This is a genomic window from Rhodococcus sp. WY5, assembly GCF_018588185.1.
Classification (GTDB): Bacteria; Actinomycetota; Actinomycetes; order Mycobacteriales; family Mycobacteriaceae; genus Rhodococcus_F; species Rhodococcus_F qingshengii.
This window is the reverse complement of sequence record NZ_JAAMPR010000001.1, coordinates 3,764,181-3,777,101: the sequence shown is the minus strand read 5'-3', so window position 1 is coordinate 3,777,101 and position 12,921 is coordinate 3,764,181. Positions and strand designations below refer to the sequence as shown.

Sequence of the window (12,921 nt, the reverse complement as noted above, 5' to 3'; positions counted from 1 at the left end):
CGCCGTCAAGAGAAGAGGTGAGACCGGTCGACCCGCAGATCGCCTGGACACCACATACGGTCGACCTCGATCGCGCAGAATTCGCGAGTCGACTCCACGAGGCACTGGCCGTGTACGTCACCGCGATGGACTATCCGCGAGGAACCGAGTTCCATCGCGCACCGATGTGGCAGGAGCACGCGAACCGGCCTGGCTGGAAGGCCGTCGGCGCATTGGCGGTTCCTCAGCAACCGTCACACGAAAATCTGCCGCTGGTGGGGATCGCTTACGGGTATCGCGGGAGCCCGGACCAGTGGTGGCATCAACAGGTACTGCACGGGCTTCGGCGCTCGGGTCGTCCCCAGAGCGAGATCGACGCGATTCTGAGCGACTACTTCGAACTCACCGAACTCCACGTGCATCCGAACGGACAAGGTCACCGGTTGGGCGAATCGCTCTTGCGTCACCTCCTCGTCGATCGACCCGAACGCAGTGTTCTGTTGTCGACACCCGAGGTGTACGACGAGGACAACCGAGCCTGGCGGCTGTACCGTCGCCTCGGCTTTCGTGACGTGCTCCGCAGATTTCGTTTTGCCGGCGACAACCGGCCGTTCGCAGTCCTCGGCCGTGGACTGCCGCTGTGAGCGCGCTTCTCGACGCCGTCGTCGTCGGCTCCGGACACAACGCGCTCGTATCGGCCGCCTACCTCGCACGCGAGGGTTGGTCGGTCGAGGTTCTGGAGAAGGACACGGTTCTCGGCGGCGCCGTCTCGACCGTCGAGCGATTTCCCGGATACAAGGTGGACCGGGGGTCGTCGGCACACCTCATGATCCGACACAGCGGCATCATCGAGGAACTCGGACTCGGCGCGCACGGACTGCGCTACATCGACTGTGACCCGTGGGCGTTCGCGCCGCCCGCCCCGGGCACCGACGGGCCGGGCATCGTGTTTCACCGCGACCTCGACGCAACCTGCTGGTCCATCGAACGAGCATGCGGGACAAAGGACGCCGACTCCTACCGGCGATTCGTCGCGGTCTGGTCGGAGCGCAGTCGACATGTCATGAAAGCGTTTTCCGCACCGCCCACCGGATCGAACCTGATCGGTGCGTTCGGAGGTCTCGCCACCGCACGCGGCAACAGCGAACTGTCTCGGCAGTTCCTCGCGCCTGGCGACGCACTGCTCGACGAGTATTTCGACAGTGAGGCACTCAAAGCAGCGCTTGCGTGGTTCGGCGCCCAGTCCGGGCCTGCGATGTCGGAACCGGGAACCGCTCCGATGGTCGGCTTCGCGGCCCTCATGCACGTCTTGCCGCCAGGGCGAGCAGTCGGTGGAAGCGGCGCACTGAGTGCTGCGTTGGCCTCCCGGATGGCTGTCGACGGCGCCACGGTCGCGCTCGGTGACGGCGTGACGTCGATCCGTCGAAACTCGAGTCACTGGACCGCCACAACCGAGAGCGGTCGAGAAGTTCACGCTCGCAAGGTAATCGCCGGGTGCCACATCCTGACCACGCTCGACCTCCTGGGCCGAGGGGGCTTCGACCGAACCACGCTCGATCACTGGCGGCGGAAAATCAGGGTCGGCCCCGGCATCGGCGCGGTACTTCGACTGGCGACATCCGCGCTTCCGTCGTACCGCGGCGACGCCACGACACGGGAAAGTACCTCGGGATTGCAATTACTCGTCTCCGATCGCGCACACTTGCGCACTGCACACGGCGCAGCACTGGCGGGGGAACTTCCTCCTCGCCCTGCGGTTCTCGGAATGAGTTTCAGCGGAATCGATCCCACGATCGCCCCGGCCGGTCGGCATCAGGTGACACTGTGGTCGCAGTGGCAACCGTATCGCCTCAGCGGACATCGCGATTGGGCATCGGTCGCCGAGGCGGAGGCCGACCGGATCGTCGGCGAGATGGAGGCTTTCGCACCCGGGTTCGCCGATTCCGTCCTCGACCGGTTCATTCAGACCCCCCGGGACATCGAGTCGGAATTGGGGATGATCGGCGGAAATGTCATGCACGTCGAGATGTCACTCGATCAGATGATGTTGTGGCGACCGCTTCCGGAACTGTCCGGCCATCGCGTTCCGGGAGCAGACGGGTTGTATCTGACCGGAGCATCGACTCATCCCGGTGGCGGTGTGTCCGGAGCCAGTGGTCGCAGTGCGGCTCGAATCGCACTGTCGGACAGCCGCCGGGGCGCGACTCGTCGTTGGATGCGTCGTTCGAGCAGGTCGTGAAGGTCACCCGCCGAACTTCACCCGCCGACACGCCCCCGCCTCGATGACTGGCTACGCCACGGCTGGCACGATGACCACTGTGCAACAGTCCACCGATCCCGCCGCCAAGCCGACCAGTCGGAAACGTTTCCTGACGGTTGCCGCGCTCGCCCTCATGCTTGTTCCCTTGCTTGCCGGGTGCATCCGCGTGCAGGTGTCGATGGGAGTGTCCGCGAACGATCGTGTGACCGGACAGGTGGTAGCTGCCGCTATTCCGGCGAACGAGGCGGACAAGGGTCCGCAGCTGACCCCACCTTCGTCGCTGGAGGACAAGATACGGGTTCAGGAGTACAAGAAGGACGGGTACGTCGGCAGCCAGGCGTTCTTCAGCGACTTGTCCTTCGGTGACGTCGCCCAACTGGGCTCCATGTACGCCGAGGGGTCCGGGTCGTTCCAGATCACCCTCAAGCGATCCGGGGACACCGTCACGCTCGACGGCAAGGCAGACCTGAAGACGGTTCCAACTCAGGGCGCCGACGTCCAGGTCAGCATCGCCTTCCCGGCACGGGTCGGCACGACCAACGGAACACGAGACGGCGATTCCCGGGTGTCGTGGACCTTGCCCGCCGGCGAGGTGTCCACGATGCGCGCCGAGGTCAACTACGCGGACCCAAGCACCCGAAGCTTCGCCGGGTGGGCAGGAATCATGGCCGGGCTGGCGCTCGGTGTCGCGATTGTCGTCGGTGCGATGGCCTGGATGGCGCGCAATCGAGCACCGATCAAGCGCGCGCCCGCCGCGAAAGCACCGGTCATGAAGACGCCTGTCACGAAATCACCTGCCAGCAAGCAAGCTGACAACAGGAATCCTAAAAACACCACGAAGTAGCGCCTGGCGATTGCCCCACTCGATTGGTGTCGAGCGGGGCAACCGGGATCAGACGGCTTGTGCTGTCCCGACAGAGGTGTCGGGGGTGAGACCGAGTCGCTCGAGGACCTCACTGGTGGCGCGCGCAAAGTTCAAAGTGATGAAGTGCAGGCACGGAGCGCCTTCGGCGATCAACCGCTCACCCATCTCGGTGGCCAGATCGATGCCGAGTTCGCGGACCGCTGCACGGTTCTCGTCCGGACCGCTTCCGGCCGCGGCGTCGAATCGACGCTCGAGAGCGGGGGGCAACGACGAGCCCGAGAGCTCGAGCATGCGCCGCACCGAGCGCAGCGACGTCACCGGCATGATCTCCGGGATGATCGGCTTGGCGCCCTGTTCTGCGTCGTACGCACTCACCCGGTCACGAAGACGCAGGTAGTCCTCCACGTCGAAGAACATCTGCGTGATCGAGTACTCGGCGCCGGCACGCAACTTCGACACCAGGTACTTCGTGTCGTATGCCAAGTCCGGAGCGCGGTAGTGCCCCTCGGGGAACGACGCGACGCCGACGTGGAAGTCGCCCAGGTCACGGACCATCCGCACGAGTTCCTCGGCGTACTCGACGCCTTCGGGATGCTTCTTCCACTCGCCGAGCGGATCGCCGGGCGGATCGCCGCGCAATACGAGGATGTTGCTGATCCCACGATCGGCGTAGGCACCGACCATGGCGCGAAGTTCTTCGGTGCTGTGCGAGACAGCAGTCAGGTGAGCAACCGGCAGCAGGGTCGTCTCTTCGGCAAGTTCGCCGGTGACACGCACCGTACGATCGCGCGTCGAGCCACCTGCGCCGTAGGTCATCGAGACGAATGCCGGTCCGAGCCGCTCGAAGGTACGCACCGCACGCCACAGGCGCGCTTCGGCGTCCGCGTCACGCGGCGGCGAAAACTCGACCGAGAACGGAATACGGCTACCTGTCGAGGAAGCGATCCGATCGACGATCGACGGTGTTCGGGTGGCCCATCCCTCGCTGGAGCGGCCCCTGACTGGATCGAATGTCACCGGTCAAGCATATGTTTTCCAGCTGCAAACAAGCTCATCGCCCAGTACTGCGTATCCCGAATGTCAGGATCGCGCAGTTCACGGCCCGACCCGCCGTTGATTCCAACCCCCACTAAGCTGGGCTCCAAGCTCGCTTCCGTGTAACCCTCCGGCGCGAGAACACACCGATCTTGGAGGCCACCCTGTCCGCAGGAACCGCGCGCGTTGGACAGAGTTCGACCAACACCGCACCGCATCCGACCTCACTCGAACTGCCAGGTCTGTTCGAAGCAGCGCTCCGCGACTTCTTCGATTCACGCCGCGAACTCGTCTCGAACATCGGCGGTGGATACGAGGAGGCCGTCAGCACCCTCGAGGCCTTCGTCCTGCGCGGAGGAAAGCGCGTCCGACCGTCGTTCGCCTGGACGGGATGGCTCGGCGCCGGAGGCGACCCGAACGGGAAGGACGCAGACGCGGTGATTCGTGCGTGCGCCGCCCTCGAACTGGTGCAGGCCTGCGCGCTCGTCCACGACGACATCATCGACGCATCCACGACCAGGCGCGGCTTCCCGACCGTTCACGTCGAATTCGAGGACCAGCACCGAGGCGAGGAGTGGAGCGGCGACTCCGCGCACTTCGGCGAGGCCGTCGCCATTCTCCTCGGCGACCTGGCCTTGGCCTGGGCGGACGACATGATCCGAGAATCCGGGATCAGCCCCGAGGCGGCCGCACGAGTGAGCCCGGTCTGGTCGGCAATGCGCACCGAGGTGCTCGGTGGCCAATTCCTCGACATCAGCAATGAAGCCCGCGGAGACGAGACCGTCGAGGCAGCCATGCGGGTCAACCGTTACAAAACCGCCGCGTACACGATCGAACGCCCGCTGCACCTCGGCGCCGCACTGTTCGGTGCAGACACCGAGTTGATCGATGCCTACCGGACGTTCGGCACCGACATCGGGATTGCCTTCCAACTTCGCGACGACCTGCTCGGTGTCTTCGGAGATCCGTCCGTCACGGGCAAACCGTCGGGCGACGATCTCATCGCCGGTAAGCGAACTGTCCTGTTCGCGATGGCGCTTGCCCGCGCCGACGCCGCAGATCCGGCTGCAGCAGAACTGCTCCGCAACGGAATCGGCACGCAGCTGACCGACACCGAGGTCGACACTCTGCGCCAGGTGATCACCGATCTGGGCGCCGTCACCGACGTCGAAACGCAGATCGACACCCTCGTCGAGGCAGCTGCGAACGCCCTCGACTCGAGCACGGCAACGGCAGAGTCCAAGGCTCGCCTGACCGACATGGCGATCGCGGCCACGAAGCGAAGCTACTGACCGTGGCACACGTGCACCGCACTCGAACCGTCAGCTCGCCGACCGATCGAGTCGTGATCGTCGGCGCGGGACTTGCCGGACTGTCTGCGGGGTTGTATCTGCGTGGCGCCGGCCGCGACGTCACGATTCTCGAGAGCAACAGCTCGGTCGGTGGGCGAGTCGGTGTCTACCAGGGCAATGACTACAGCATCGACAACGGCGCAACGGTGCTCACGATGCCCGAACTCGTCGAAGACGCGCTTGCCGCCGTCGGTGCCGACCCAGCCTCGACAAACCCCAAATTCGTTGTGCACAAGCTCGATCCGACGTACCACGCGCGATTCGCAGACGGCACCGCTCTCGATGTCCACGCCGATCCAGAAGACATGGCTGCCGAGGTCTCCCGTGTCTGCGGGCCGGAAGAAGCGCAGCGATACCGTGCGTTGCGGCGATGGCTGAACCGGATCTTCGACGCGGAATTCGACCGCTTCATGGACGCCGACTTCGATTCTCCCCTCGGACTGGTCAATTCGCGTGACGCAGTCAAAGATCTGAGCCGGCTCGTCGCACTGGGAGGATTCGGGAAACTGGGCGGGCAGGTGGATCGCAAGATCCGCGACCCTCGCCTCCGGCGGATCTTCACCTTCCAAGCGCTGTATGCGGGCGTTGCTCCGTCTCGGGCCCTCGCGGTGTACGGGGCGATCGCTCACATGGACACCTCACTCGGCGTCTACTTCCCCGAGGGCGGAATGCGCACGATCGCCGAGTCGATGGCCGACGCCTTCACCGAGGCCGGCGGAATTCTGCATCTCGGCCGCACTGTCGAACGCCTCGAGGTGAGCGGACGGCGCGTGCACACCGTTCACACACGCGACGGCGAGCGCTTCGACTGTGACGCCGCCGTCCTCACTCCCGACATGGCCGTCACGGACTCGCTCTTGCGCCCGCATACGCGATTGCGTCCGCGCCCGGTGCGTACATCGCCGTCCGCTGTCGTGATTCACGGCACTGTTTCCTCCGCGGTCGCCGACGAATGGCCCGCGCAGCGACACCACATGATCGACTTCGGCGAGGCGTGGAAGCGTACCTTCGCCGAGATCACGGCACGCCGCGGCCGCGGGCGACTGATGAGTGATCCGTCACTGCTCGTCACCCGACCGGCACAGACCGATCCGAGCCTGGCCTTCTCGCGAGACGGCCGAATCCGTGAACCGCTGTCAGTCCTCGCGCCGTGCCCGAATCTGGACAGTGCAAGGCTCGACTGGGAAGTTCTCGGCCCGGCCTACGTGCGCGAAATCATCCTCACGCTGCAAGAACGTGGCTACACGGGACTGGTCGAAGGGTTCGAGATCGATCACGTCGACACCCCGCAGACCTGGCTCGAGAAGGGCATGGCCGCGGGTAGCCCGTTCGCGGCGTCACACACCTTCACCCAGACGGGGCCGTTCCGACGCAAGAACCTCGCCCGCGGCTTCGACAACGTCGTTCTCGCCGGATCGGGAACCGTTCCGGGGGTGGGAGTACCGACCGTTCTGCTGTCCGGACGGCTCGCCGCCGAACGTATTACCGGTACACGCGAGCGAGCCAGCGCGGTGGGCACTCGTGCGAGCAACTAAACTAGCCCCTCGTAACCGACCATTCATCCACGATTCACCGACTCGGGCGCTGCATGCGCCGATCGACACCGATCTCCTCGGGGGAGGAACCTGCACCGATGACGTCCTCTGCCGCAGCCACTGAAAGACCGTGGCACCTAAGGGCCGCCAATTTCCTTCGGACTCCCGAAGGTCACAGTGCACTGCTCGGTTTCTTCGGCGCAGTCATGATCACTTTCGGCGGATTCGGTGCCGGTAGCGTCCGGCGCCAAGATCCGCTGCTCGAGTCGATGCATCTGTCCTGGCTCCGTTTCGGCCACGGATCGATTCTGTCGGCGGCCATCGTCTGGATCGGTGTCCTGTGCATGATCGCCGCCTGGGTTCGACTGGGCCGCTCGACTCTGCGCGGTGACGTCTCGTTGCGCGGATTGCGCTACATCGTCCCGGTCTGGACGTTTCCGCTGCTGTTCGCGGTGCCCATGTTCAGCCGTGACGCCTACTCCTACCTGGCCCAAGGCGCGTTGTTGCGCAACGGCTTCGACCCGTATGCCGTCGGCCCCGTCGTCAATCCGGGAATCCTGCTCGACAACGTCTCCAACGTGTGGACGACGACAACTACCCCGTACGGTCCGGTTCACCTTCTCCTTGCCGACGCCATCGTTCGGCTGACCGGTGAGAACGTCATCGCCGGCACGATGCTGTTGCGGATCACGATGCTCCCCGGACTCGCCCTGATGATGTGGGCCGTTCCCCATCTCGCGACGAAGCTCGGCGGAAACACCTCGATCGCCCTGTGGCTCGCAGTACTCAATCCCCTCGTCCTGATCCACTTGATCGGCGGCGTTCACAACGAGATGCTCATGGTCGGCCTCATGGCCGCAGGCATTGCGCTCGCTCTCGAACGCAAGCACCTCTTCGGCATCGGGCTGATCGCGCTCGCCGTCGCGATCAAGGCAACCGCAGGCGTCGCACTTCCCTTCATAGTCTGGATCTGGATGATCCACGAGCGGGAGGACGCCGCAGCGGCCGGGCGAGAACCGGCGTCACCGATCCGATCGTTCGTCAAAACGGCCGGCGCAGGTTTCGCGGTGTTCGTGGCGGTACTCGGATCCACCTCACTGATCGCCGGAGTCGGCCTCGGCTGGACGACGGCACTCTCCGGTTCGGCAAAGATCATCAACTGGCTCTCGCTGCCCACGATCGTGGCGCACATCGGAACCATGGCAACCTCCTGGTTCGCCGGCGACCATTTCAACGACATCCTCGAAGTCTCCCGGACCATCTCGGCGGTTGTGTTGATCGCGATCATCGCCGTCGTGTGGTGGCGCTACCGCAAGACCGAGCGCGACGCCGTCATGGGCATCGTGATCGTGATGGTCGCCATCGTCGTTCTGTCCCCCGCAGCACTCCCCTGGTACTACTCCTGGCCGCTGGCAGTAGCTGCCGGTTTCGCAATGTCGCCGACGACTCTCGCCGTACTGACCGGGCTGTCTACCTGGCTGATGCTGGTGTTCCAGCCAGACGGATCGATCGGCCTGTACACCTTCCCGCACGTGGCTCTGGCCATCGTCGCTGCCGTGATCGCGGCGATGTCCTTGCAGACGGAAGACCCACTGCGACTTCGTGGACGCAAACACGAGAAACCGATCGAAATGACGTCAGCCGCCTCGGCGCCCTCGACGTCAGGATCTGCGTGATCCGCGTGTCATGAACGCACTGCCTGCGTCCTATGAATTCTGCGAGGGCGTGACGAGGGAACACGGCCGAACGTACTTTCTGGCCACCCGGTTGTTGCCCGTACCTCGACGCCGCGCAGTTCACGCGCTCTACGCATTTGCTCGCGTCGTCGACGACATCGTGGACGAACCCTCGGGTCCGCATGAACGAGGCACGGTGCTCGCCGACGTCGAACGTGCAGCCGTCAACGCACTCGACAACCCCACTGCGACAGGTGGCTTCCCGTCGACGGTTCCCCTCGACCTGACACGCGTACTCCCGGCCTTCGCGGATGCTGTGAAGACGTTCGACATCCCGCGCGCATATTTCGACGCCTTCTTCGAGTCCATGCGGATGGACGCCCCCGACACGGCGAAGTTTCGACCCGTTTACAACACGATGGACGAACTCAGCGAGTACATGTACGGCTCTGCCGTCGTCATCGGTTTGCAGATGCTCCCGATTCTCGGAGTGAGCGTTCCGCAGCAGGAAGCGGTAGTGCCCGCGTCGAATCTCGGTGAGGCGTTTCAGCTGACCAACTTCATCCGCGACGTCGGTGAAGACCTCGACCGGGGACGTCTGTATCTACCGGCGGGCGAGTTCGCCGCATTCGGGGTCGACATCGAGATGCTCGAACATGGGCGAAGAACCGAAACGGTGGACGTTCGGGTCAAGCGCGCGCTGGCGCACTTCATCGCCGTGACGCGGGGGCGGTATCGGACCGCCGAATCCGGCATCCCGATGCTCGACCGACGGGTCCAGCCGTCGATCCGCACGGCTTTCGTGTTGTACGGAGCAATTCTCGATCAGGTCGAGCGCGCCGACTTCCGGATACTGCATCGACGTGTGTCCGTTCCAGGACGCACGCGACTTCGAGTCGCTGCGCCGGGTCTGGTCCGGTCGGCAACCTACGCGGCGAAAAACCGCATGCGGTGAGTTGTCAGAAGGCCGGCAGCTCAGAAAGCCATGGCCTGTGCGCGGCGGATGACCTCACGCGCGAGATCACCATGCAGTGCGTCCACCGGGCGCCCCGGCAGGGAATCGTCGGCCAGGAACAACCAACGGAGGATTTCGATGTCGGTGTAACCGCCGTCGTGCAGCACCGCCAGCAGACCGGGCAGCCACTTGACGATCTGGCCGTCCTCGCCGAAGAACACTTCGGGGACACCGAGAACGCCATGCCGCTTGACTGCGATGATCTTGTGATCGCGAAGCAACTGGTGAACCTTGCTCACCGGCAACCCGACGTTCTTCGCCACATCCACCAGCTGGAACAGGGAAACCGAAGAATCCAGGACATCATCACAATAAGGAATCGCGCTCACCGCGAGAAGTTTATCCGGTCCGGCGAGCCCGCTGTGTACCGCCCGGTGCAGTGCTCGAAACTGCCGCTCCGCTCAGGTCACAGCGCTCTGTGACGTTCTCGAGACTTCCGCGTCGGTATCGCTGGCTACGATGGACGGGATGCGGCGTATCAGTAACCGGGATTTCGCGGTGGATGTGAATCGGTGCCCTCACTGCGGGAACCGGTACGCGGTATACAACCACCCACATTGCTGACAGCTACCACCCAGACCGCAAGCAGACAGATCACAAGCACGCAGATCGCAAGCACGGAGGAACAGTCATTACGGAGGTCGAGGGTTGATCGGCGAAATGCTCGAGCGCCGCTATCGAGTGGACGCACCGATCGCGCGCGGCGGTATGTCGACCGTGTATCGAGGCCTCGATACACGGTTGGATCGACCTGTCGCGATCAAGGTGATGGACCCGCAATTCGCCGGCGATCCAGCGTTCCTGACTCGTTTCGAGTTCGAGGCCCGGGCCGTGGCCCGACTCAAGCATCCGGCCCTTGTGGCCGTCTACGACCAAGGCAGCGATCGCAATCACGTGTTCCTCGTGATGGAACTCGTCGACGGTGGAACCTTGCGTGAACTCCTTCGTGAGCGCGGACCGATGCCGCCACACGCAGTCGCTGCAGTCGTGGCACCTGTCCTGGACGCGTTGGCGGTGGCGCATCGAGCGGGACTGGTTCACCGTGACGTCAAACCCGAGAACATCTTGATCTCGGACACCGGCGAAGTGAAGATCGCCGACTTCGGATTGGTGCGTGCAGCTGCGGCAGCAACCACCACCTCCAACAGCGTGATCCTCGGCACCGCGGCCTATCTGTCGCCGGAACAGGTGACGTCAGGAATTGCCGACACTCGAAGCGACGTCTACTCGACCGGTGTGTTGATGTTCGAACTTCTCACCGGTACAACACCGTTCACCGGCGATACGTCACTCTCCATCGCCTACCAACGCATCCACGACGATGTCCCGCGCCCAGGTTCACGTATCCCCGGTGTACCGGCGCAGTTCGATCGTCTGGTTGCCGAAGCCACTCACCGCGAGCCCGCACATCGTTTCGCCGACGCCGGTGAGATGGCAGCTGCACTTCGCAGTGTGAGCGAGCAACTGGAACTTCCGTCATACCGCGTTCCCGCTCCGCGTCGAAGCGCCCAGCACCAGAGCGCGCAAGTTGCCCCGGCCCGGCCACAACCGGCGCCCGCGCCTCCCACGGAGGTACACCCGAACTCTGCTGCGCGCCCGAACCCTGCTGCCACGACGGTATTGGCGTCCGGCGTGGCCCCGGCTGTGGCAGCCACCACGGCGCTCGGCACGGGCTCTCCTCCCCCTGGCGGTATCCAGCACACTCGCGCGGTCACCGCACAAACTGCTCGTCCGGCGACGGTCGACGGTGACTCGGATTTCGACGACGGTTCCGATTTCGGCGACGACCACCCGGGGCACGACGATCCGCATGCTCATTTTGTCGAGGCACGTCGTAAATCGCGACGAGCCACCCTGATCTGGCTGCTCGTCATCGCGGTCCTCGCGCTCGCGTTGGGCTTCGGCGGATGGTGGATGGGATCTGGCCGCTATACAGCCGTTCCCTCGATCGACGGGCTGACCAAGGACACTGCGGTCACCGCTCTGCAGGACGCCGGGCTCTCCCCCGACGTCCAGGGTCAGTACTCCGACGCCCAACCCATCGACACGGTGATCGGGACGGACCCGGCCTCCGGCTCGAGGGTTACCAAAGGCTCGACCGTGGCGTTACTGACTTCGCTCGGGCGTCCGACTGTCCCGCCCATTCCGGCCGGCGGCGACGTCTCGGCCCTGGGCGCACAACTCGCCGACCGCACTCTCGTCGCGGTCGACGGCGGGGACACATTCAGCTCCAAGATCCCGATCGGCGGCGTGGCCGCGCTCGACCCGGCACCGGGAACCGAAGTTGCCGTGGGCTCCTCGGTCAAGGTCATCACGTCCAAAGGGTCACCGCCCGTAGACATTCCCGATGTGAAGGGCATGTCCGAGAACGCTGCGCGCGCCGCCCTCGACAAGGTAGGCATCTCAGTCAGCACCACCAGAACAACGTTCGACGACGCCGTCGAGGGCGGTAGCGTGATCGGCACCGATCCCGCAGTCGGGTCCTCCGTCAACGCCGGCACCTCCGTGGTTCTCCTCATCTCCGATTCCGTCAAGGTTCCCTCGCTGATCGGCCGCTCCGTCTCCTCAGCACGCGAAGAACTCGGCCGCCTCGGCCTCGAGATCACCGTGCGTCAGCTCACCCAGAACGACAGCTCGGTCATCATCAGCCAGAGCGTCAAGAACGACCTCGTTGCCAAGGGCACCGACATCAGCGTCGTCGCAATTCCCTGACAGTCCGCTTCGGCCTAATCTGAATTCATGGCCACGTGGGAACCCGAGAGCATTGGGATACTCGACTTGCCGTCGGGGAGATCGATTCGGGGTCGAGGACTCCGCAATCCACTTCCTTCCGGACCTCTCCCCACCTTCGGCGTCTATCTGACCGGCAAAGAACCTCCCGACACCGAATGGGAGTCGGAGTGGGTCCGCTGGCGAGATTTCTGGTTGCCGAGCGATCCCGATGCGCTGCGCAGGGCCTTGCACGAAGTGTGGGTGCGCTCGGAAACCGAAAGAGTCGAGATCGCTTGTGGTGGTGGATACGGCCGCACCGGAACAGCGTTGGCCGCTCTTGCCGTCATGGACGGAGTGCCCAGTAAGGACGCCACCGCGTACGTTCGCGCACGTTACTCACCTCGCGCCGTCGAAATGCCCTGGCAGCGCCGATTCGTCACACGATTCACGCAATAGCGAACGCCCCCACCTGCGCGAGCGGGTGAGGGCGGT

The 12,921-nt window shown here is 64.4% G+C and carries 11 protein-coding genes; 9 read left to right on the top strand and 2 right to left on the bottom strand.

Annotated features, from left to right (window positions below; all coding sequences use genetic code 11):
* Positions 1 to 17 precede the first annotated feature (17 nt).
* The 3 genes from G4D79_RS17675 (at position 18) to G4D79_RS17665 (ending at position 3,083) form a co-directional block, all read left to right on the top strand.
* A complete protein-coding gene (locus G4D79_RS17675; protein WP_003941672.1) occupies positions 18 to 623 on the top strand; it encodes an N-acetyltransferase in 606 nt (201 codons plus the stop codon).
* Complete coding sequence (locus G4D79_RS17670; RefSeq protein ID WP_042452826.1) at positions 620 to 2,218, top strand: NAD(P)/FAD-dependent oxidoreductase; 1,599 nt, start codon at positions 620 to 622, stop codon at positions 2,216 to 2,218. Before G4D79_RS17675 ends, G4D79_RS17670 begins: the two co-directional genes overlap by 4 nt.
* A 70-nt stretch (positions 2,219 to 2,288) precedes the next feature.
* Entirely contained in the window at positions 2,289 to 3,083 is a 795-nt protein-coding gene (locus tag G4D79_RS17665) for a hypothetical protein (RefSeq protein WP_063892119.1), read from the top strand.
* Between the two features lie 48 nt (positions 3,084 to 3,131).
* Here G4D79_RS17665 and G4D79_RS17660 read toward each other — a convergent pair whose 3' ends face one another.
* On the bottom strand, positions 3,132 to 4,121 hold the full coding sequence (locus G4D79_RS17660; protein WP_003941803.1) for a methylenetetrahydrofolate reductase: 990 nt from the start codon (positions 4,119 to 4,121) through the stop codon (positions 3,132 to 3,134).
* 170 nt (positions 4,122 to 4,291) lie between these two features.
* Here G4D79_RS17660 and G4D79_RS17655 point away from each other — a divergent pair, with 170 nt between their 5' ends.
* From G4D79_RS17655 to G4D79_RS17640, 4 genes are all read left to right on the top strand, one after another.
* Complete coding sequence (locus tag G4D79_RS17655) at positions 4,292 to 5,431, top strand: polyprenyl synthetase family protein (protein WP_099697649.1); 1,140 nt, start codon at positions 4,292 to 4,294, stop codon at positions 5,429 to 5,431.
* Between the two features lie 2 nt (positions 5,432 to 5,433).
* The gene (gene crtI, locus G4D79_RS17650) at positions 5,434 to 7,026 is read left to right on the top strand and encodes a phytoene desaturase family protein (protein WP_099697648.1); all 1,593 of its coding nucleotides are present in this window, start codon (positions 5,434 to 5,436) and stop codon (positions 7,024 to 7,026) included.
* A 98-nt stretch (positions 7,027 to 7,124) separates the two neighbouring features.
* Entirely contained in the window at positions 7,125 to 8,702 is a 1,578-nt protein-coding gene (locus G4D79_RS17645) for an alpha-(1->6)-mannopyranosyltransferase A (RefSeq protein ID WP_099697647.1), read from the top strand.
* 10 nt (positions 8,703 to 8,712) lie between these two features.
* On the top strand, positions 8,713 to 9,657 hold the full coding sequence (locus tag G4D79_RS17640) for a phytoene/squalene synthase family protein (protein WP_064075442.1): 945 nt from the start codon (positions 8,713 to 8,715) through the stop codon (positions 9,655 to 9,657).
* A gap of 20 nt (positions 9,658 to 9,677) precedes the next feature.
* On the opposite strand, the gene G4D79_RS17635 is transcribed toward G4D79_RS17640, so the two are convergent.
* Positions 9,678 to 10,046 carry an Rv2175c family DNA-binding protein gene (locus tag G4D79_RS17635; protein ID WP_020969869.1) on the bottom strand — a complete coding sequence of 123 codons (369 nt, stop codon included), beginning with the start codon at positions 10,044 to 10,046 and terminating at the stop codon, positions 9,678 to 9,680.
* Positions 10,047 to 10,365: 319 nt separating this feature from the next.
* Between G4D79_RS17635 and pknB the strand changes: the two genes are divergently transcribed.
* Positions 10,366 to 12,429, top strand: a complete 2,064-nt coding sequence (gene pknB / locus G4D79_RS17630) for a Stk1 family PASTA domain-containing Ser/Thr kinase (protein ID WP_003941667.1) — start codon at positions 10,366 to 10,368, stop codon at positions 12,427 to 12,429.
* 27 nt (positions 12,430 to 12,456) lie between these two features.
* Positions 12,457 to 12,885, top strand: coding sequence for a protein-tyrosine phosphatase family protein (locus tag G4D79_RS17625; protein WP_003941706.1), 429 nt, complete (start codon positions 12,457 to 12,459; stop codon positions 12,883 to 12,885).
* The last annotated feature ends 36 nt before the right edge of the window (positions 12,886 to 12,921 follow it).